The organism is Jannaschia seosinensis (assembly GCF_001408515.1).
Taxonomy (GTDB): Bacteria; Pseudomonadota; Alphaproteobacteria; order Rhodobacterales; family Rhodobacteraceae; genus Jannaschia; species Jannaschia seosinensis.
This window is the reverse complement of record NZ_CYPR01000162.1, coordinates 18,313-36,908: the sequence shown is the minus strand read 5'-3', so window position 1 is coordinate 36,908 and position 18,596 is coordinate 18,313. Positions and strand designations below refer to the sequence as shown.

The 18,596-nt window shown below is 68.7% G+C and carries 21 protein-coding genes; 11 read left to right on the top strand and 10 right to left on the bottom strand.

The genetic code is table 11. The features are described from left to right. Positions 1 to 35 precede the first annotated feature (35 nt). The 3 genes from cobS (at position 36) to JSE7799_RS12505 (ending at position 1,896) form a co-directional block, all read left to right on the top strand. Entirely contained in the window at positions 36 to 767 is a 732-nt protein-coding gene (gene cobS / locus JSE7799_RS12515; protein WP_055663919.1) for an adenosylcobinamide-GDP ribazoletransferase, read from the top strand. 9 nt (positions 768 to 776) lie between these two features. Beyond that, the gene (locus JSE7799_RS12510) at positions 777 to 1,457 is read left to right on the top strand and encodes a molecular chaperone DjiA (RefSeq protein ID WP_055663918.1); all 681 of its coding nucleotides are present in this window, start codon (positions 777 to 779) and stop codon (positions 1,455 to 1,457) included. Between the two features lie 94 nt (positions 1,458 to 1,551). Next, positions 1,552 to 1,896, top strand: coding sequence for a hypothetical protein (locus tag JSE7799_RS12505; protein WP_055663950.1), 345 nt, complete (start codon positions 1,552 to 1,554; stop codon positions 1,894 to 1,896). 53 nt (positions 1,897 to 1,949) lie between these two features. On the opposite strand, the gene JSE7799_RS12500 is transcribed toward JSE7799_RS12505, so the two are convergent. After that, complete coding sequence (locus tag JSE7799_RS12500) at positions 1,950 to 2,645, bottom strand: CDP-alcohol phosphatidyltransferase family protein (protein ID WP_055663917.1); 696 nt, start codon at positions 2,643 to 2,645, stop codon at positions 1,950 to 1,952. A 185-nt stretch (positions 2,646 to 2,830) separates the two neighbouring features. On the opposite strand from JSE7799_RS12500, the gene JSE7799_RS12495 reads away from it, so the two are divergent. From JSE7799_RS12495 to JSE7799_RS12485, 3 genes are all read left to right on the top strand, one after another. After that, positions 2,831 to 4,018, top strand: coding sequence for an aspartate aminotransferase family protein (locus JSE7799_RS12495; RefSeq protein ID WP_055663916.1), 1,188 nt, complete (start codon positions 2,831 to 2,833; stop codon positions 4,016 to 4,018). Between the two features lie 76 nt (positions 4,019 to 4,094). After that, on the top strand, positions 4,095 to 5,021 hold the full coding sequence (argF, locus tag JSE7799_RS12490) for an ornithine carbamoyltransferase (RefSeq protein WP_055663915.1): 927 nt from the start codon (positions 4,095 to 4,097) through the stop codon (positions 5,019 to 5,021). After that, a complete protein-coding gene (locus JSE7799_RS12485) occupies positions 5,014 to 5,598 on the top strand; it encodes a glycosyltransferase family 29 protein (protein WP_055663914.1) in 585 nt (194 codons plus the stop codon). The genes argF and JSE7799_RS12485 overlap by 8 nt, the downstream gene beginning before the upstream one ends. 9 nt (positions 5,599 to 5,607) lie before the next feature. Here JSE7799_RS12485 and JSE7799_RS12480 read toward each other — a convergent pair whose 3' ends face one another. The 3 genes from JSE7799_RS12480 to JSE7799_RS12470 all read right to left on the bottom strand — a co-directional run bounded on the left by JSE7799_RS12480 (position 5,608) and on the right by JSE7799_RS12470 (position 8,427). Then, positions 5,608 to 6,435 (bottom strand): polysaccharide pyruvyl transferase family protein, encoded by an 828-nt coding sequence (locus JSE7799_RS12480; protein ID WP_055663913.1) that lies wholly within the window; start codon positions 6,433 to 6,435, stop codon positions 5,608 to 5,610. Positions 6,436 to 6,561: 126 nt separating this feature from the next. Continuing rightward, positions 6,562 to 7,482: a calcium/sodium antiporter gene (locus JSE7799_RS12475; protein ID WP_055663912.1), complete on the bottom strand. Its 921-nt coding sequence runs from the start codon at positions 7,480 to 7,482 to the stop codon at positions 6,562 to 6,564. Between the two features lie 105 nt (positions 7,483 to 7,587). Beyond that, complete coding sequence (locus JSE7799_RS12470) at positions 7,588 to 8,427, bottom strand: ABC transporter permease (protein WP_083480544.1); 840 nt, start codon at positions 8,425 to 8,427, stop codon at positions 7,588 to 7,590. 163 nt (positions 8,428 to 8,590) lie between these two features. Between JSE7799_RS12470 and JSE7799_RS12465 the strand changes: the two genes are divergently transcribed. Both JSE7799_RS12465 and JSE7799_RS12460 read left to right on the top strand, forming a co-directional pair. After that, positions 8,591 to 9,217 carry a GcrA family cell cycle regulator gene (locus tag JSE7799_RS12465; RefSeq protein ID WP_055663910.1) on the top strand — a complete coding sequence of 209 codons (627 nt, stop codon included), beginning with the start codon at positions 8,591 to 8,593 and terminating at the stop codon, positions 9,215 to 9,217. 10 nt (positions 9,218 to 9,227) lie between these two features. Next, positions 9,228 to 10,514, top strand: a complete 1,287-nt coding sequence (locus JSE7799_RS12460; RefSeq protein WP_055663909.1) for a UDP-N-acetylglucosamine 1-carboxyvinyltransferase — start codon at positions 9,228 to 9,230, stop codon at positions 10,512 to 10,514. Between the two features lie 66 nt (positions 10,515 to 10,580). Here JSE7799_RS12460 and pssA read toward each other — a convergent pair whose 3' ends face one another. The 3 genes from pssA to JSE7799_RS12445 form a co-directional block, all read right to left on the bottom strand. Next, the gene (pssA, locus tag JSE7799_RS12455) at positions 10,581 to 11,315 is read right to left on the bottom strand and encodes a CDP-diacylglycerol--serine O-phosphatidyltransferase (protein ID WP_055663908.1); all 735 of its coding nucleotides are present in this window, start codon (positions 11,313 to 11,315) and stop codon (positions 10,581 to 10,583) included. Further along, positions 11,316 to 12,011, bottom strand: a complete 696-nt coding sequence (locus tag JSE7799_RS12450) for a phosphatidylserine decarboxylase (protein WP_055663907.1) — start codon at positions 12,009 to 12,011, stop codon at positions 11,316 to 11,318. Positions 12,012 to 12,142: 131 nt separating this feature from the next. Beyond that, positions 12,143 to 14,107: an AsmA family protein gene (locus JSE7799_RS12445; RefSeq protein ID WP_055663906.1), complete on the bottom strand. Its 1,965-nt coding sequence runs from the start codon at positions 14,105 to 14,107 to the stop codon at positions 12,143 to 12,145. 89 nt (positions 14,108 to 14,196) lie between these two features. Between JSE7799_RS12445 and rimO the strand changes: the two genes are divergently transcribed. Beyond that, positions 14,197 to 15,576 (top strand): 30S ribosomal protein S12 methylthiotransferase RimO, encoded by a 1,380-nt coding sequence (rimO, locus tag JSE7799_RS12440; protein WP_055663905.1) that lies wholly within the window; start codon positions 14,197 to 14,199, stop codon positions 15,574 to 15,576. Positions 15,577 to 15,628: 52 nt separating this feature from the next. Next, positions 15,629 to 15,910, top strand: coding sequence for a YrhK family protein (locus JSE7799_RS12435; protein WP_055663904.1), 282 nt, complete (start codon positions 15,629 to 15,631; stop codon positions 15,908 to 15,910). A 25-nt stretch (positions 15,911 to 15,935) separates the two neighbouring features. On the opposite strand, the gene msrB is transcribed toward JSE7799_RS12435, so the two are convergent. Beyond that, positions 15,936 to 16,454: a peptide-methionine (R)-S-oxide reductase MsrB gene (gene msrB / locus JSE7799_RS12430; RefSeq protein WP_055663903.1), complete on the bottom strand. Its 519-nt coding sequence runs from the start codon at positions 16,452 to 16,454 to the stop codon at positions 15,936 to 15,938. 63 nt (positions 16,455 to 16,517) lie between these two features. Continuing rightward, a complete protein-coding gene (locus JSE7799_RS12425; protein WP_055663902.1) occupies positions 16,518 to 17,240 on the bottom strand; it encodes a M48 family metallopeptidase in 723 nt (240 codons plus the stop codon). A gap of 100 nt (positions 17,241 to 17,340) precedes the next feature. Here JSE7799_RS12425 and JSE7799_RS12420 point away from each other — a divergent pair, with 100 nt between their 5' ends. Beyond that, the gene (locus tag JSE7799_RS12420; protein ID WP_055663901.1) at positions 17,341 to 17,574 is read left to right on the top strand and encodes a DUF8831 family protein; all 234 of its coding nucleotides are present in this window, start codon (positions 17,341 to 17,343) and stop codon (positions 17,572 to 17,574) included. A gap of 23 nt (positions 17,575 to 17,597) precedes the next feature. On the opposite strand, the gene JSE7799_RS12415 is transcribed toward JSE7799_RS12420, so the two are convergent. Further along, entirely contained in the window at positions 17,598 to 18,560 is a 963-nt protein-coding gene (locus tag JSE7799_RS12415; RefSeq protein WP_055663900.1) for an acetyl-CoA carboxylase carboxyltransferase subunit alpha, read from the bottom strand. Positions 18,561 to 18,596 lie beyond the last annotated feature (36 nt).

Here is an 18,596-nt window from a genome sequence, read left to right as displayed (position 1 = left end):
GCCACGGGGCGACGTTCCGCCAGCGAGAGACGACGATGACCTTTCGATCCGACATGATCTCCGCGGCGATGTTGCTGACCCGCCTGCCGGTGCGCGGCGAGCCGACCGCGCCCGCCGCCCGCGCCGCCTGGGCCTGGCCGCTGGTGGGGCTGGTCGTGGGGCTCGCGGCGGGGCTGGCCGGGGTCGCGGGCTGGGCGCTCGGCGCGACGCCCGCGGTGGCGGCGACGCTCGTCATCGCCGTCTCGGTGCTGCTGACGGGCGCACTGCACGAGGACGGGCTGGCCGACACGGCGGACGGGCTGTGGGGCGGTGCCGAGCCCGCCCGCCGGCTGGAGATCATGCGCGACAGCCGGATCGGCAGCTATGGCGTCATCGCGCTGATCCTGCTGCTGCTGCTGCGCTGGTCGCTGATCGCGACGGCGCTGATCCAGGGTCACGTCCTGTTCACGGTGATCGCCGCCGCGATGGTCAGCCGCGCCGCCATGGCGGTCCTGATGCGCTGGCAGCCCCATGCCCGCGCCGACGGCCTGTCGCACGGGACCGGACGGCCGCCCGCCCATGCGGTCTGGATCGCGGTCGCCCTCGCGGCGCTGGCGCTGCTTCCGGCGGGCGCACACGGGCTCGCGGCGGCGGCGCTCGTGGCGGCGGCGCTCTGGGCGCTCGGCCGCGTGGCCCGCGCGAAGATCGGCGGACAGACGGGCGATCTGCTGGGGGCGTGCCAGCAGATTTCGGAAGTCGCCGTTCTCGTCGCGCTCACTTCGGCATAGGGACGGTTCATGACGCTCTGGCAACGCATCCTCGAAGCTCTCTCCCGCCTCGCTCCGGGCGAAGCGCTGGCCGCCCTGTTCGACAGGCTCCGCGCCCCGCCCGAACGGTCGGTCGCCTTCACCATCGCGGTGATCGCCCTGGGCGCGAAGATGGCCAAGGCGGATGGCCGCGTGACCCGCGACGAGGTGGCCGCCTTCCGCGAGGTCTTCGTCATCCCTCCGCAGGAGGAGGCCAATGCCGCGCGCGTCTTCGACATGGCCCGAACCGATGTCGCCGGGTTCGAGGAATATGCCCGCAGCATCGCCCGCATGTTCGCCGGCGATACCGAGACGCTGTGCGATCTGATGGAGGGGCTGTTCCACATCGCCGTGGCCGATGGCGCCTATCATCCCGCCGAGGAAGAATTCCTCGCCCGCGTGGCCGAGATCTTCGATCTGCCCGATCGCGACTTTGCCCGCCTGCGCGCGCGTTTCGTTCCCGGAGCGGAGCCCGATTGCTACGAGGTTCTGGGCGTCACCCCCGACACGCCGATGCCCGAGATCCGCGCCGCCTGGCGCGCCGCCGTCCGCGAAAGCCATCCCGATCGTCTGATCGCCCGCGGCCTGCCGGAGGAAGCGGTGAAGATGGCCGAGAAGCGCCTCGTGGCCATCAACCGCGCGTGGGAGCGGATCCAGGCCGACGCGGTCTGACCCCGTCCTTTCCGCATCCGGGGCGCCGGCGGATCGACACGTCCCCGCCCGGTCGTCCTTGACCTCGACGCGTCGGCAGCCCAATTTCCATGACATGAAACATCTGATCCTCGCCGCCCTGATCGCCCTGCCCCTGCCTGCCGCCGCGCAGGAGGCCGACGGCGAGGGCATGATGCAGCGTGGCCTGCGCCTGTTCATGGACGGGCTGAGGCAGGAGATGGAGCCCGCGCTCCGCGATCTCGAGGGACTGGCCGTGGATGCCGCGCCGTTCCTGCGCGAATTGCAGAGCCGGCTCGGCACGGTGGTGGAGGATCTCGATGCCTACGAGGCACCCGAGATCCTGCCCAACGGCGACATCCTCATCCGCCGCCGGGAGCCGTTGCCGCCCGACGCCTTCGAGGACATCGAGCCGAACCCGGACGGTTCGGTCGACCTCTGAAAAATCTGCTTCGAAATTAGTGACTTCCGGCAATTACCCATGGGTAATCGCCTTCAGGTGCCGCGCTTCTCGATCGCCTGCTGCACCATCCCCGCAAGCAGCAGGTAGACCGAGCAGATCCCGAAGATCGCACCCAGAACCTCGCCCAGACCGAACTCTCCCCACGCCGCGGTGAGCGCGAGAGCCAGCCACAGCGCCGTCACGCCGAGCGTCAGCGGCCGCCACCGCGCCGTCCGCACCGGATGGACGAAGCGCAGCGGCAGGAACATCGCCGCCGACAGCAGGATCGACACCGCCAGCGTCAGCCACGGATTCGGCTCCAGGATGAAGACGACCAGTGCGACCATGTTCCAGCAGCCGGGAAAGCCCTCGAAGCTCGCATCCGGCGTCTTCATCTGCGTGTCGCAGAAATAAAGCGCCGAGGCGAAGGGCACCACGATCAGGATCCCCCACCCCGCCCAGCCGGGCACCAGTCCGCTTGCATAGAGCGCGTAGACCGGGATGAAGACATAGGTGAGGTAGTCGATGATGAGGTCGAGAAGCACCCCGTCGAACCGCGACGCGTAGAGCGTCACGTCCCAGCGGCGCGCCAGAGGCCCGTCCACCCCGTCGACGATCAGCGCGACGAGCAGCCACAGGAACATCCCCGACCACGCCCCCTCGACCGCCGCCAGAAGCGACAGCATCGCAAAGACCACGCCGGTGGCGGTCAGCAGATGGACGGAGAGTGCACGCGTTCGAGGCCACATGCAGGCAGGTGTGCCGCGCCAGCAGAAGCTTGTCGAGGGGAACCCGGAATTATCCGGCCCGATCCCCCGGGTTTCCGACCTCGGACACCTAATCGCCAGCGCCCCGCGCAAGGCATGCGTGAATTGACAGGTCGCCGGATTTACGCCACGCCAAGTCCTTCATGCACCCAGAAAGGATTGAGGCCATGATCCCCGCCATCCTGCCCACCTATAACCGTGCCCCGCTGAGCTTCGTCTCGGGCGAGGGCTCGTGGCTGGTGGAGCGTGACGGGCGACGTTTCCTCGACCTTGGCGCGGGCATCGCGGTCAACGCGCTCGGCCATGCGCATCCCGACCTGACGCGGGCGCTGACGGAACAGGCCGGCATGCTCTGGCACACGTCCAACCTCTTTCACATCCCGCAGCAGGAGGCGCTGGCCGAGAAGCTGGTCGCGGCGACCTTTGCCGACACGGTGTTTTTCACCAATTCGGGGACTGAGTCCTGCGAACTGGCCGTCAAGATGGCGCGCAAGTACTGGTCGGAGAAGGGCCAGCCCGAGCGTCACGTGATCCTCGCCTTCACCGGCAGCTTCCACGGCCGCTCCTCCGCCGGCATCGCCGCGGCCGGGTCGGAGAAGATGACCAAGGGCTTCGGCCCCCTCCTGCCCGGGTTCCGCCACCTGCCGTTCGGCGATCACGAGGCGCTTTATGCCGCCATGGCCGAGCCGGACGTGGCCGCCGTGCTCCTTGAGCCGGTGCAGGGCGAGGGCGGCATCGTTCCCGTCCCCGACCAGTGTCTCAAGGGCCTGCGCGACCTGTGCGACGAGACCGGCACGCTGATGATCCTTGACGAGGTGCAGTGCGGCATGGGCCGGACGGGCCGCCTGTTCGCGCATGAATGGGCGGGCGTGGCGCCCGACATCATGATGGTCGCCAAGGGCATCGGCGGCGGCTTCCCGCTCGGGGCGCTGCTGGCGACGGAGAACGCGGCCGCCTGCATGAGCGCGGGCAGCCACGGCTCGACCTATGGCGGCAATCCCCTGGCCTGCGCGGTCGGGAACGCTGTCATGGATATCGTGGCGACCGACGGGTTCCTCTCCGACGTGCGCCGCAAGGCGGGGCTCTTGCGCCAAGGGCTCGAAGGCCTCGTCGCCTCGCATCCCGACGTCTTCGAAGGGGTGCGCGGATCGGGTCTGATGCTGGGCCTGAAATGCAAGGTGGCGAATACCGACGTGCTTCAGGCGGCCTATGCGCAGGAGATGATCCTCGTCCCGGCGGCCGACAACGTCCTGCGCATCCTGCCGCCGCTCAACATCGCCGACGACGATATCCGCGAGGCGGTCGCCCGCCTCCACCGCGCCGCCGCGTCGGTCACCACCCGCGTCACCGCCTGAGGTTCCTCTGGCCGAAAACACCTTCGGAGGGGTCCGGGAGCAGGCAGCCTTCCGGCCCCTCCACCCGGAGTCCGACATGAGACATTTCCTCGACATCCACAGAACCGATCCGGGCGACCTGCGCGCGATCCTCGAAAACGCCAACGCGATGAAGACGGCCCGCGCGGGCCGCCCCAAGGGCACGCCCGACGACGACCTGCCGCTGGCGGGCCGGATGGTCGCGCTGATCTTCGAGAAGCCCTCGACCCGGACCCGCGTCAGCTTCGACATGGGCGTGCGCCAGATGGGCGGCGGCACGATGGTCCTGTCGGGTGCGGAGATGCAGCTTGGCCATGGCGAGACCATCGCCGACACGGCGCGCGTGCTCAGCCGTTACGTCGATCTCATCATGATCCGCACCTTCGGCGAGGACATCCTGCACGAGATGGCTGAGCATGCGAGCGTGCCGGTCATCAACGGCCTGACCGACAATTCCCATCCCTGCCAGATCATGGCCGACGTGATGACCTTCGAGGAGCATCGCGGGCCCATCGCCGGCAAGCGCGTCGCGTGGATGGGCGACGGCAACAACGTGGCGCAGAGCTTCCTGCACGCCGCGGTCAGCTTCGGGTTCGACTTCACCTTCTCCGGTCCGGTCCAGCTCGACCCGCCAGAGGCGCTTGTGAAGGCGGCGCGCGAGGCGGGCTGCGACGTGCGGATCGAGCGTGACCCCGAGCGGGCCGTCTCGGATGCCGACCTCGTCGTCACCGACACCTGGGTCTCGATGGGCGATGCCGAGAGTTCCCGCCAACGGCGCCACAACCTGCTGCGGCCGTTTCAGGTCAACGAACGCCTGATGCGCGCCGCGCCCGACGACGCGCTGGTCATGCATTGCCTGCCGGCACATCGCGGCGAGGAGATCACCGATGCCGTGCTCGACGGCCCCCGCTCCGTCGTGTTCGACGAGGCGGAGAACCGTCTGCATGCGCAGAAGGCGGTCGTGCGCTGGTGTCTGGGTGTCTGACGATGCGTCGGCGCTTCGGGCGGATCTCGACCGGGTCATAGCCGGTCGTCCGATCTCGCTCGTGGGCAATGCAAGGTCTCTCCTCGATACGGGGCACGGGGCGGCGATCGACCGTGGCTGTGTCGTCCGCCTCAATTCCGGTATTCCGGTCCGACGATCCGCCCAAGGGCGCCGCATCGACATCCACTGCTTCAGCACCCGGCCCAGCCTCGAATACAACCTGCGGCGTGGCGGCTGGCGCACGTGGCTGCGGCGCGGCTACTTTCGCAACGCGTTCCCGATCTGGATGAGCGGGCTCGACCGGGAGACGTGCCAAGACCCGGCGCAGGCCTTCTATCCGACCGAACTTCTCGACGCGCTGACGGAGCGGCTCGGGGCGCGTCCGTCGGTGGGGGCAATGGCGCTGGACATGCTGGTGCGGCTGACCGATGCGCCGATCACCCTCTACGGGTTCGACTTCAAGACGAGCACGACCTTCTACCGCAAGCGCGAAAACCGCGGTCCGCACGATTGGGAGGCCGAGCGGCGCATCGCCATGGCGCTGGCCGAGGAAGGCCGGATCGCAGTGAAGCGCTGACGGAGCCCGTCAGCCTTCGGCCAGTGCCTTCGCGATACGCCCCCGCAGATCCTCGGTGATCTTGCGCTTGAGCGCGGAAATATCGACCCGTTCCGGCAGCGGCACCTTTGCCGGACGCTTCAGGCGGTCGAGCAGTTTCGGCTGCGCGAGGCGGGGAATTCCGGCTTCGTCGATGATCGAGGTCCGGCGACCGACCGGCCCGGTAAAGAGCGTGGGGATCCCCATGGCGACACAGGGCATCGCGCAATGGATGCGCGACGTGACGACATAGGAGGCCGTCCGCCCGTATGTCGCGATCATCTCGCGCGCGAATTGCATTCGCAGGTCGAGCGGGACCGCCACGAGACGGTGGCTGACGTTCCGGACGGCCAGATCGTCGGGCACGTCCAGCGCGCCGATCGGCATGCTGCGGTCCGGCTCGACGAGGTAGAACGAGTCCGGTGCCCTGTCGGCGGGAGCGTCGAAGGTCAGCGTTGCGCAGCCCGAGAAATAGGCCTCGACGCCCAGGGATTGCACGAACTCCATCGTCGGCCGGTCGCGGCATCCAATGGGCTCGTGGCGGCGGAGGTATTCGACATGTTCCGAGACCGAGGCGCGCGCCTTCTTGTGCAGGTGGAAGCCGAAGAAGATCGGGACGATCCTGTCGCTGGGCGGCCAGTTCCGGGGCTCTTCGAGAAACCAGCCGTTCATCACCAGGAGCGCACGCTCCCCGTCATAGGCATCGAGATGGTCGCGGGGAATGAAGACGTCGACGGGCGGCAGGTGCTGCATGACCGCCACCGATTGCACATCGTCCCCGATGTTGTTCGTTCCCCAGCTCAGCGCGGCGATCTTCATATGCTCGTTCTCCTCGGCCTCGCCGTCTGTTTCACGTCGGGCTCGGGCATTTCAACCCCCGACGGGAACGTCCCGACTGGCCCGGCGGCATCCGGTCGGCGCCGCCGGATCGGCCTGCGACGCACCTCAGGTCCCGAGGACGAGCCATCCGAGATAGGCCGCGTAGGCCGCCACGAAGACCGCCCCCTCTCCGCGCGATATCCGCCAGCCGGTGATCGCGGCGATGACGAGCGCGAGGGTCGCGGCGAGCATCACCCAGATGTCGAGCCCGGCTATCGCGGAGGGCACCTGAAGCGGAGAGACGGCCGCGGTTATGCCGAGGATGCCGAGAATGTTGAAGATGTTGCTGCCGACGATGTTGCCGAAGGCCAGATCCGCCTGACCACGGCGCGCGGCGACGACGGAAGTCACGAGTTCCGGCATCGAGGTGCCGATGGCCACGATCGTCAGGCCGATGATCGTCTCGGAGATGCCCCAATCGGCCGCGATGGATACCGCCCCGGTGACCAGGGCCCGCGCCGCCAGAAGGGTGATGAGCAATCCGCCCACGAAGGTGACGACCGCGACCGGCATGCGGGGCAGCGTCGGGGACGGCTCCGTCTCCACCGCCGCGCCGGTCCGGATCGCGTAGGCTACGTAGCCCGCGAGGCCGGCCAGAAGGATCAGGCCGCTGACCCGCCCGAGGCTGCCCGACAGGACGATGGCGAGGCAGAGCAGGGTCGCGAGCGCAAGGACCGTGCCATCGCGCCGGAACGCCGCCCCGCCCACGGCGATCGGTCGGATCGCCGCCGCCATTCCGAGGATCAGGAGGATGTTGGCGATGTTGCTGCCGACGACGTTGCCGACGGCGATGCCCGCGGACCCCGCGCGCGCGGCCTGGACGCTGGTGAGAAGTTCGGGAACGGAGGTGCCGAAGCCGACGAGCGTGACGCCGATGACGATGGGCGAGACGCGCAGCCGCTCGGCCACGGCGACGGCCCCGCGCACGAGAAGCTCGCCTCCGACGAGGAGACCGACGAAGCCTGCGACGACGAGAAGAATGGACAAGACAGAACCCTCAAGGGCCGGAACAGCGACACGACATTCCGTGGCCGGCCCCGGGATGTCACAGCGCAGCTAGGAGCGCGCCGCGGCTTCCGCAAGGCGGCGGGATCAGGATTTCAACCGGTAGCCCGACCGGAACATCCACCAGGCCAGCGCGCTGACCGCCAGCGTCGAGGCGAGGACCACCGCGAAGCCCAGCCAGGGTGAGCTGTCGGAGACGCCCAGCACCGAGGCGCGCAGACCGTCGATCAGGTAGAAGACCGGATTCGCGTGGCTGATCGCCCGCATGAAGGGGGGCAGCGTTTCGAGTGAGTAGAACGTACCCGACAGGAAGCTCAGCGGGGTGACGATGAAATTGGTGATGGCCGCGATCTGGTCGAACTTGTTGGCGAACACGCCCGCCACGATCCCGAGCGCACCGAGGAACGCGCCGCCCATCACCACCCAGACCAACGCGCCCAGCGGGTTCTGCACCCACAGGCCGATGAACGGGAACAGGATCAGCGTGATGGCCAGCGCCACGACGATGCCGCGCAGGACACCGCCGGCAAGGTAGCCCACCACCAGCTCGAACGCCGAAAGCGGCGGCATGAGCGTATCGACGATGTTGCCCTGCACCTTCGAGATGACGATGGAGGAGGAGACGTTGGCGAAGCTGTTCTGGATCACCGTCATCATCAGGATGCCCGGCGCGAGGAAATGCAGGAAGCTGACCCCCATCACGTCGCCGCGCCGGTCGCCCAAGGCGAGCGTGAAGATCAGAAGGAACAGGCCCGCCGTCACCAGCGGGGCCAGAAGCGTCTGCGTCCACACGGTAAGAAAACGCTGCATCTCGCGCGTCGCCAGCGTGCGCATGCCCAGCCAGTTGACGGCCCCAAAGCGGCGCACGCCCTGATCGAAGTCGGCGGGCGCGGCTGCGGGCTGTTGCATCCGGGTCGTGTCGGTCATCGAGCCTCCGATTGCGCGGGGCGCGATGGTTGTGGGCGCCCGTCCGGATGCTTACAATAGCATCTCTTCCGGGATCGCCACCCCTTGCGCCCGTGCGCCGATGCACGAGCCACCGGTCGCGGGCGGAGAGGCGCCATGAAAGACGCATACGAGGAGAGACGGAATGGCCTGGACCGACGAACGCGTCGAAACGCTTAAGCGGATGTGGAGCGAGGGCGCATCGGCCTCGACCATTGCCAAGGAACTCGGCAGCGTCACCCGCAATGCCGTGATCGGCAAGGTGCACCGCCTGGGCCTGTCGAACCGCAGCGCCGACGAAGCCCCGAAGGCCGAGGAGCCGGCCCCCGAGGCGCCCGCGCCCGAGACCGCCACGCCCGAGTCGGATGCAGCACCCGAGCCGGAGGTCGCCGCCGAGCCGGAGGCGGAGCCCGAGTCGGAAATCGAGGAGGAGGACGAGGACGAGCCGCGCACCATGGCCGCCGTCCCGCAGGGCGTGAGCATCACCTCGCTGCGCAAGCCGCTGATGGCCGGTCAGCCCCTGCCGCCGCAGCCTTCGGCCAACGAGATCAGCCCCGAGGCGCTGGCCAAGGTGAACGCGGTCGAGAAGACCGCCAAGAAGATCAGCCTCATGGAACTGACCGAGCGGACCTGCAAATGGCCGATCGGCGACCCGGCGACGGAGAAGTTCTGGTTCTGCGGCCTGCCCAGCCAAGCCGGCAAGCCATATTGCGAGGCGCATGTCTCGGTGGCGTTCCAGCCGATGTCCTCGCGTCGCGACCGCCGCCGCTGAGCCCGGAGCGATGACCGATCTCGTCGTCAACGGCGGTCGCCCGCTGAACGGGACGTTGCGCCCGAACGGCAACAAGAACGCCGTGCTGCCGATGCTTTGCGCGACGCTTCTGACCGACGCGCCGGTGCGGCTGTCGAACGTGCCCGACATCACCGATCTGGAAAAGTTCATCGAATATTTCCGGTCCATCGGTTCCGACGTCGCGCATGATCAACAGGCGGCGACGCTGACGGTCCGGCACCCGACGACGCTGACCGACGACGCGATCGAGCGGCTGCCGCTGCGGATCCGGTCAGCGATCATGCTGCTGGCGCCGATCCTGCTGCGGCACGGGCATCTGCGTTTCGACGTGGATGCCAAGGGCTGCGCGCTGGGGATCCGGGAGATCGATCCGCATATCGCGATCCTGCGCACGTTCGGGGCGGAGATGGCGCCGGGCGACGCCGTGGACCTGACCCTGCGCGACCGGCCGGCCGCGCAGGCGATCTGGGCGGAATACGCCTCGGTCACGGCGACGGAGACGTTCCTGTTGATCGCGTCGATGGCGGAGGGGACGTCGGTGCTGACCAATGCCGCGTCGGAGCCGCATGTCCAGGCGCTGTGTCACATGCTGGTGGAGATGGGCGCGACGATCGACGGGATCGGCACGTCGCGCCTGTCGGTGACGGGGGCGGCGACGCTTGGCGGGGCGGACCGGCGCGTGCCAGACGACCACCACGAGGTGGCGACGTTCCTCGCGCTGGGCGGCGTCTCGGGCGGACGGGTGACGGTCGAGACCGACATCCTTGGCGAAATGCCCCTGATCCTCGATCAGTTCGCGAAGCTGGGCCTGCAATTCGAGACGACGCCGGATTCGGTGACGGTGACGGGCTGGACCCGCGAGGTGACGCAGCCGCTGACCGCGCAGATGACCCCCAAGATCGAGGCCGCGCCTTGGCCCTATTTCCCCGCAGACCTGTTGCCGCAGGCGATCGGCGTCTCGGTCGGCTGCCGCGGGGACGTGATGTTCTGGAACAAGGTCTACGAGGGCGCGATGGGCTGGAGCGCGGAGCTGGGCAAGTTCGGCGTCCGCTGCCACCTGTCTGATCCGCACCGACTCATCGTGTTCGGCGAAAGCCGGCTCAAGCCCGCGGAGGTCGAGGCCCCCTACATCATCCGCGTTGTGGTGGGCCTGCTGATCGCGGCGATCCAGATCGACGGCACGTCGCGCATCCTCAACGCCGACCCGATCCGGCGGGCGCATCCGCGCTTCATCGAGAACCTGACGGCGCTCGGCGCAGATATCCGCTGGGAGTGAGGGCCGACGCGGTCGCGCAGGTCACGTCCAAGACGACGCTGCGCGGCGATGCGTAAGATGCAGCCGTCAGGTCGCGCGTTTCTGGCGCAGAACGCTCCAGAGAAGCAGCCCGAGGTAGAGAAGCGAGGCGGCCACGTGGAACAGCCAGATCCGCGTGAGCATCAGCCCGATCACGATCGCCGCCGCCAGAAGGACGTAGACCGCGTTGTCCCGGCTGATCTTCATCGATTTGGGCGAGAACGTGTGGAACCGCGCGATCATCAGCGCGCCCACCATCACCGCCCAGAGTGCCACGAGGATCTGCACCTGCCGCATGTCGGCGAAGCCCGCCAGCCACAGCGTGACCGGGAAGATGCCCAGCATCGCGCCCGCGGGGGCCGGGACGCCGGTGAAGGAGCCGCTCTGGTTGGTCTCCTCCTTGGCCGCGACATTGAAGCGCGCGAGACGCAGGCAGCAGCAGATCGCGAAGAAGAGCGCGGCAAGCCAGCCGAGGCCAGCCAGCCCCTCCAGCCCGAAATTGTAGATCAGCATGGCCGGCGCCACGCCGAAGCAGACGAAATCCGACAGCGAGTCGAGCTCCGCCCCGAAGGGCGACGCCGCGTTGAGCCGCCGGGCCAGAAGGCCGTCGAGCCCGTCGAGCAGGGCCGCGAAGATCAGCAGGCCGGCCGCGAAGGTAAAGCGGTCGTCGAAGGTGAAGCGGATCGAGGTCAGCCCGAAGCACAATCCCAGCATCGTGACCAGATTGGGCACCAGGGAAAGTAGCGGCAGCGAGGATTCGCGCTTCTCCGTTCCGTCGGTCATCTATTCGATCCGCGACGCGGCGGGCCGGTCATCGCCCAGCACGGCGATCACGCTTTGGCCCGAGGTCATCAACTGGCCGACCGACACCCGCGATGCGGTCCCGTCGGGCAGATAGATGTCGAGGCGGGAGCCGAAGCGGATGATGCCGAACCGGTCGCCCCGCTCAAGGATTGCGCCCTGGTCGACTTCGCACAGGATGCGCCGCGCCACGAGGCCCGCGATCTGCACCACCCCGATGCGCGTGCCGTCGGCCATGGTCAGGACCATGCCGTTGCGCTCGTTCTCCTCGGAGGCCTTGTCGAGTTCGGCGGAGAAGAACTTGCCCGGCCGATAGGCCACCTGCGTCACCTCGCCGGCGACGGGCGCGCGGTTCACGTGGCAATCGAAGACCGACATGAAGATCGACACGCGGGTCAGCGGGACCGTGCCGAGGCCCAGCTCCGCCGGCGGGATCGCCGGCTCGACCAGTGATACGGTGCCGTCGGCGGGCGCGACGACGAGGCCCTCGTCCATCGGGACGCAGCGTTCGGGGTCGCGGAAGAAATAGTAGCACCACACGGTCAGGCCGAGGCCGATCAGGCCCAGCGGCTCCCAGATCAACCACAGGATCAGCGTCGCGACCGCGAAGGCGGCGACGAATTTCGGCCCCTCGCGGTGGAGGGGCTTCACGACGGTTGCGACGAGATCGACGCTCATGGACGGCTCCTGACAGGTTGGCGCGGTCTAACGCGCGGGGCGCGCGCGGTCCAGCGGCCCTGCGCCGCAGGGATTGCGGATGGCACGAGGGGCCGCGTCGCCCGTGCCCACATATAACGGCCCGAAGGCGCCTAGCGGTTCCCCAGAAGGTCGAGAAGCTGATCTGTCACGCGCTCGCGGACAGCGTCCTCCACGGCGCGGCGGTCGGTCAGCGCTTCGGGCGCGACCTTGAGTTCCTCGGCCAGACGCCGCCGCAGGGCGTCTTCGGCCCGGCTGGCCGCCTCCTCCGCCTCGCTTCTGGCGCGGGCCTCCAGCTCCTCACGCTCGGCGGCGACGCGCTGGCGGGCGAGGTATTCCAGATCGGGGCGGATGCGCGGGAGGGCCCACGGCCCCTCGATCAGGATCGGCACGGTGACGCCGTTTCCGTCGGCCTCCCGGCGCAGCGTCGGCAGGAGGCGATAGGAGATGGTCCGTGCGCCGAGGTCGATGCGCCCCTCGCCGGTCGCCGTGAGGAAGGGCGCGATCAGGCGGAACGTCTCGCCGGTGGCCACGCCGTCGGAGACGGCAAAGGCGGCTTCGAGGCTTTCGAACACGGTGCTGCGCCCCTCGCCGCGATAGGACGGGTCGAGATTGCGGATCATGCCGGGGATATCGAGGCCGAGGATCTCGCCCTGCCCCGCCCGCAGACTCATGCTGCCCTCCAGAGAGCTCATCAGGGCCTGAACGCTGTTGCCGACCCCGAGCAGGTTCACCGACGCGTCGGCCTGCCCCACGAGGCGGTCGAAGCCCGCGACTTCGGTCAGGAGGGGCTGCATGGCGAGGCCGGAAAGGTCCAGATCGGCCCGCGCCGACAGCCCGCCGCGCCCGTTGACGACGATGTCGCCGACGAGCGTGCCGCCATAGGCCACCAGCGGCCGGAGCGTGACGACGGCGCGGCCCGCCTCCAGAGTGGCCCGCGCATCGAGCGCATCCAGATTGGTGCCGGAAAGCGCGATCGGCCCGGAGGCGAAGGTGACCGCGCCATCGACGGCAAAGAGACCCGACACGTCGATCGGGTCGCGCGACCAGCCGGACATGGAATCATTGCCCCCGCCGGCGGCGAACGCGGTCAGGTCCAGCCGCTCCGCCGCAAGGTTCGCCGTGATGCGCGGACGCTCGGCACCGGGCGCGATATCGGCCGCCCCGGTGATGCGGTTGGCGTCCAGATCGACCACCATGTCGCGCAGATGCAGGCTTCCTTCCGGGGCCAGCGTGACCGCGGCCGCGAGCGCGACGGAATCGGCCCCCAGCCCGCGCGGCAGATCGGGCGGCGCGATCCCGAATGCCCGCGCCAGCACGAGGCCGTCACCGCTTCTGGCGTCGATCCGACCCTCGAAGGAGACAGGCTCCAGATCGGCGCGGCCGTCCAGCCGCAGGGACGTGTCGCCCGCCGTCGCCACGAGGCGCACCGGCGTCAGGTCGCCGTCCAGCAGGGGGCGCAGCGCGTCCGCCTCGGCCTCCAGCGACAGGGCCTGGCCGTTCACCAGCGCCGAGGCGACGACGCGGATCGGGGCATCGCGGCTCTGCAGCGCGGTTTCGAGGTCGACGGCGCGCAGATGCGTGTGGACGTCGGTCCCATGGTCGATGAACAGGATTTCCCCGTTGCGCAGGACGGCGCGGTCGATGCTGATGTCGCGGACGGGAGCGTTGCCGCCGTCGCCCGCCGGCGCGGGGCCCGCGAACTCCCAGTTGCCGGATCCGTCCGCCCGCCGCTCCAGCACGAGGCGTGCGCCGTCGACGCGAAGCGTCTCGATCCCGATCTCGCCACCGAACAGCGAGGCGGGCGCGATGCCGACCTCAAGCGCCTCTGCCGTCAGCATGGGGCCGGCCCCGGACCATTCGGCATTCGCGACCGTGACCCCCTCGGCGCGCACGCCCAGCCGGGGCCAGAGCGTCGCCTTGACCGGCCCCGCGATGACCAGCTCCCGGCCCGTCGCCGCCTCGAACCGCTGCGCCGCAAGCCCCGCCACCCGTTCCGCCGGGATGAGCAGAAGCACGACGACCGCCACGACGATCAATGTCACCAGCGTCAGCGCGCCGCGGATCAGCCATTTCATCTGCACGTCCCCTTTTCGAGCAGCGTGAATCGCCGCGCACCGCGCCGCAAGGGCTTCCGCCGCAGGTGCGGGCCCCTTATGTGGCGCGCATGTCGCAAAATCCCCCCGAACTTCGCCCCGACCTCGCACCGCGTGCGATTCTTTCCTCCGATGCGGGGCCCCGCGCCGACCGGCCGGACCAGCCGCGGATCGGGATGGTCAGCCTCGGCTGCCCGAAGGCGCTGGTCGACAGCGAGCGCATCCTGACGCGGCTGCGCGCCGAGGGATATGCCATTTCGCCCGACTATCGCGGTGCGGAGGCGGTGATCGTGAATACCTGCGGCTTTCTCGATTCCGCCAAGGCCGAGAGCCTCGACGCCATCGGCGAAGCCCTGCGCGAAAACGGGCGCGTGATCGTCACGGGGTGTCTGGGGGCGGATGCCGATTACGTCACCGGCGCACATCCCAAGGTGCTGGCCGTGACGGGGCCGCATCAATACGAGCAGGTCCTCGATGCCGTCCACGCCGCCGTGCCGCCCGCGCCGGATCCGTTCGTGGACCTGCTGCCGGCTTCGGGCGTGTCGCTGACGCCCCGGCACTTCAGCTATCTCAAGATTGCCGAGGGCTGTAACCACAAGTGCAAGTTCTGCATCATCCCGGACATGCGCGGGCGGCTCGTCTCGCGGCCGCACAAGGCGGTGATGCGCGAGGCCGAGCGGCTGGTCGATGCGGGGGTGCGGGAGCTTCTGGTCATCAGCCAGGACACCTCCGCCTACGGGACCGACTGGAAGGACCGCGCCGGGGCGGGGTCGCATATTGTGGACCTCGCGCGCGATCTGGGGTCGCTCGGGGCGTGGGTGCGGCTGCATTACGTCTACCCCTATCCGTTCGTGCGCGACCTCGTGCCCCTGATGGCGGAGGGCCGCGTGCTGCCCTATCTCGACGTGCCGTTCCAGCACGCGCATCCCGATACGCTGCGCCGCATGGCCCGGCCGGCCCATGCCGAGCGGACGCTGGACCGGATCGCGGAGTGGCGGGCAATCTGTCCGCAGATCGCGCTTCGGTCCACCTTCATCGTCGGCTATCCCGGTGAGACCGAGGCGGAGTTCGAGACGCTGCTCGACTGGCTCGACGAAGCGCAGCTCGACCGCGTGGGCGCGTTCCAGTACGAAAACGTCGCCGGGGCGCGCTCGAACGCCCTGCCCGATCATGTGCCCGAGGAGGTGAAGGCCGAACGCTTCGCCCGGTTCATGGAGAAGGCGCAGGCGATCAGCGCGGCCAAGCTGGAGGCGAAGGTCGGCACGCGGCAGGAGGTCATCGTGGACGCGGTCGACGCCGAGGGTGCGACCTGCCGCACCAAGGCCGACGCGCCGGAGATCGACGGCAATCTCTTCATTGACGACGGCTTCGAGGGGCTCGCCCCCGGCGACATCGTCACAGTCGAGGTGGACGAGGCGAGCGAGTACGACCTCTGGGGCCGGATCGTCTGAAACCTTCCTCTCGGTGCGGAGCGTTGAGGGACCGCACCGAAAGAGGACGTCGATGAAATATTTCAAGCACGAGAACCGGCAGCGGACGGAACGGACGCGCAAGATCTATGCCGTGACCGAGTTGATCGGCACGGCAACCGACTTCTTCGCGGCGATGTCGTTCTTCGCGGGATCGGTAATGTTCTTCTGGAAAGCGCTGGAGCCTTGGGCGATCAGCCTGTTCGTCGTCGGCTCCATCCTCTTCGCGGCCAAGCCCACGCTGCGCTTCGCGCGGGAGGTGAAGCTCGCCGCCGAGGGCGATACCAAGGATCTCGCCGAGCGCGAGGAATCCTGAGGCAAGGGACTCGCCGTGCTGCGCCTCAGGCGGTTTCGGACGGCACGAAGTCGAGCGCGATGCCGTTCAGGCAATGCCGCAGGCCCGTCGGCGACGGACCGTCCTCGAAGATATGGCCGAAATGCCCGCCACAGCGGGCGCAATGGACCTCCGTGCGCGGGAAGACGAGCTTGTAATCCACCCGCGTGCCGATCGCGGCCGGGGAGATCGCACGCCAGAAGCTGGGCCAGCCGGTGCCGCTTTCGTACTTGTGCTGCGAGGCATAGACCGGGTTGGCGCAGCCGGCGCAGATATAGGTTCCCGCCTCCCAGAAATCGTTGAGCGGGCTGGAATAGGGCGGCTCGGTCTCCTCCTCCCGCAGCACCGCGTATTCCGCGGGCGTCAGGCGGTCGGCCCATTCCTCGGGCGGGAGGGAGACGGGCGGGCCGTCCGGCTGTGCGCTGGTCACCAGCGCGGGGCCCCGCATCAGCGCGGCCCCGCCGGCGACCGCCCCCGCGGCGGCAAGGGTCGCGCCGCCGACGATGATGTTCCTGCGACTGGGCATGATGGCTTCCTCCTGACGTCAGAACCGCGATCCGCCGACAGGAGTTCCGGGGGCTGCCCCCGTTCAGAGTCCCGCCGCGGTGCGCCGGACGACGTCGATCCGGTCGGCATTGGGCGGATGGGTGCCGAGGAACCGGTTGCCGGGATCGGGGATGCGGGTGAAGAAGGCCGAGCCGCGGATCGGGTCATAGCCCGCCCGTGCGGTGATGATCGTGCCCAGCGCGTCGGCCTCCAGTTCGTGATCCTTGGAGAACCGTCGCGCACCGACGCCCGCGCTGATTCGGCTGACCTCGTTGACGGTATTCGTGTCCGCACCCGCCACCGAGGCGATGAGACCGCCGACCAGAGCGCCGGTCGCGGCCGATCGACGCTGGCGGGCGATGTGCTGCTCGATGTGGTGCGCGCTTTCGTGGCCGACGACGAAGGCGATCTCGTCCTGGTTGCGCGCCTGGGCGATCAGCGCGCGCGTGAAGGTCAGAACCGGGCGACCGGAGGGGCTTAGCGACTGGAACGCGTTCGGCGGCGCGTTGGGATCGGGGTCGATCTGGATGAGAAAGTCGCAATTCACGTCCTGCGAACGCTGACGGCAGAGCGATTCGGCAACCGGTTCGACCTGCGCGACGGCGCTGCGGTAATTCGAGATGGCGTTGGACGTGGAGATCCGGTCGGCCGTGGGCGCACGCGGCTCCGGCAGGGGTTCGGAGGGCGGGGCCACGGTCACGCAGGCCGATACGAAGGCGGCGGCGATCATGGCCAGGATCGGCTTGCAGGGGGGCAACGTTTGCATCGGTCTCTCTCGTGTGGCGTCGTGCTGCTTGAACATCATAGGGGCGCGCTATCCAATGTCAGCGCCCGACATCGCGTCCGGCCCCGCAGGAGGTGACACAATGTTCTCGATCGAGCACGAATTCGACGCAACGATCATCACCCTCGTCGACGAAGGCGAATCCGACCGCGCCCCGACGGAGGACGTGATCGTATCGGCCTTCGAAGATTGTGTCACGCTGACCCAGCCCGATCCGCGATCAGGCGAGCCGGTGCGGGTGACACTAACGATGGGGCAACTGCGCGATCTCGCGACCGCGCTGAACCTGCCGGAGGGCGTGTATCGCCGCGACTGACGCGGCACTGCGGGACCGGCCAGTCAGGCGGCGAGACCCTTCGCCCCCATCGACAGGAACTTCTCGCGCCGGTCCAGGCGGATCGCATTTGCGTCCAGCCCGTCAAATTCCGTCAGCATCTCGCCGAGGGCCGTCCCGACGGATGCGATGGCCATGTCCGCCTTGCGGTGCGCGCCGCCGCGTGGCTCTTTCACGATGCGGTCGATCACGCCCAGCTTCAGCAGATCCTGCGCCGTCAGGCGCAGCGCCTCGGCCGCCTCGCGCATCTTCTCCGAATCCTTCCACAGGATCGAGGCGCAGCCTTCGGGAGAGATGACGGAATAAATCGAGTGTTCCAGCATGGCGACGCGGTTGGCGGTGGCGAAGGCCACGGCGCCGCCCGATCCGCCCTCGCCGATCACCACGGAGACGAGCGGCACACCGAGCGAAAGGCATGTCTGCGTCGAGCGGGCGATCGCCTCGGATTGCCCGCGCTCCTCCGCGCCCTTGCCGGGATAGGCGCCCGGCGTGTCGATCAGCGTCACGACCGGCAGGCCGAACCGGTCGGCCATCCCCATCAGGCGGATCGCCTTGCGGTACCCCTCGGGGCGGGCCATGCCGAAATTTCGCTCGATCCGCGTGCGGGTATCGTGGCCCTTCTCATGCCCGATCACCATGACCGGGCGGCCGTCGAGCCGCGCGAGCCCGCCCATCACCGCATGATCGTCGGCGAAGTTGCGGTCGCCGGCCAAGGGGGTCCAGTCGGTGAAGAGCGCATCGATGTAATGTTTGCAATGAGGCCGTTCGCCGTGCCGGGCGACCTGCGCCTTTTGCCAGGGGGTCAGGTTCTTGTAGAGGTTCGACAGCATCTCGCGCGCCTTGACGTCGAGCTGCGCGGCCTCCTTCTCGACGTCGACCTTGGAATCGGAGCGGGCCATGGCGCGCAGCTCCTCGGCCTTGCCCTCGACTTCCGAGAGAGGTTTTTCAAAGTCGAGATACTGCGTCATCTTGGATTGGTCCCCGTTCGGCCCGTCATGCGGTCC

Excerpts from the sequence above, each read along its gene's own strand:
- pssA (WP_055663908.1), bottom strand. The coding sequence starts at position 11,315 with ATGACCGACGGAACGGAGAAGCGCGAATCCTCGCTGCCGCTACTTTCC.
- cobS (WP_055663919.1), top strand. The coding sequence starts at position 36 with ATGACCTTTCGATCCGACATGATCTCCGCGGCGATGTTGCTGACCCGC.
- JSE7799_RS12495 (WP_055663916.1), top strand. The coding sequence starts at position 2,831 with ATGATCCCCGCCATCCTGCCCACCTATAACCGTGCCCCGCTGAGCTTC.
- JSE7799_RS12500 (WP_055663917.1), bottom strand. The coding sequence starts at position 2,645 with ATGTGGCCTCGAACGCGTGCACTCTCCGTCCATCTGCTGACCGCCACC.
- JSE7799_RS12415 (WP_055663900.1), bottom strand. The coding sequence starts at position 18,560 with ATGACGCAGTATCTCGACTTTGAAAAACCTCTCTCGGAAGTCGAGGGC.
- rimO (WP_055663905.1), top strand. The coding sequence starts at position 14,197 with ATGTCGCAAAATCCCCCCGAACTTCGCCCCGACCTCGCACCGCGTGCG.
- argF (WP_055663915.1), top strand. The coding sequence starts at position 4,095 with ATGAGACATTTCCTCGACATCCACAGAACCGATCCGGGCGACCTGCGC.
- JSE7799_RS12470 (WP_083480544.1), bottom strand. The coding sequence starts at position 8,427 with ATGACCGACACGACCCGGATGCAACAGCCCGCAGCCGCGCCCGCCGAC.
- JSE7799_RS12465 (WP_055663910.1), top strand. The coding sequence starts at position 8,591 with ATGGCCTGGACCGACGAACGCGTCGAAACGCTTAAGCGGATGTGGAGC.
- JSE7799_RS12510 (WP_055663918.1), top strand. The coding sequence starts at position 777 with ATGACGCTCTGGCAACGCATCCTCGAAGCTCTCTCCCGCCTCGCTCCG.
- JSE7799_RS12460 (WP_055663909.1), top strand. The coding sequence starts at position 9,228 with ATGACCGATCTCGTCGTCAACGGCGGTCGCCCGCTGAACGGGACGTTG.
- JSE7799_RS12420 (WP_055663901.1), top strand. The coding sequence starts at position 17,341 with ATGTTCTCGATCGAGCACGAATTCGACGCAACGATCATCACCCTCGTC.
- JSE7799_RS12505 (WP_055663950.1), top strand. The coding sequence starts at position 1,552 with ATGAAACATCTGATCCTCGCCGCCCTGATCGCCCTGCCCCTGCCTGCC.
- JSE7799_RS12450 (WP_055663907.1), bottom strand. The coding sequence starts at position 12,011 with ATGAGCGTCGATCTCGTCGCAACCGTCGTGAAGCCCCTCCACCGCGAG.
- JSE7799_RS12435 (WP_055663904.1), top strand. The coding sequence starts at position 15,629 with ATGAAATATTTCAAGCACGAGAACCGGCAGCGGACGGAACGGACGCGC.
- msrB (WP_055663903.1), bottom strand. The coding sequence starts at position 16,454 with ATGCCCAGTCGCAGGAACATCATCGTCGGCGGCGCGACCCTTGCCGCC.
- JSE7799_RS12480 (WP_055663913.1), bottom strand. The coding sequence starts at position 6,435 with ATGAAGATCGCCGCGCTGAGCTGGGGAACGAACAACATCGGGGACGAT.
- JSE7799_RS12445 (WP_055663906.1), bottom strand. The coding sequence starts at position 14,107 with ATGAAATGGCTGATCCGCGGCGCGCTGACGCTGGTGACATTGATCGTC.
- JSE7799_RS12425 (WP_055663902.1), bottom strand. The coding sequence starts at position 17,240 with ATGCAAACGTTGCCCCCCTGCAAGCCGATCCTGGCCATGATCGCCGCC.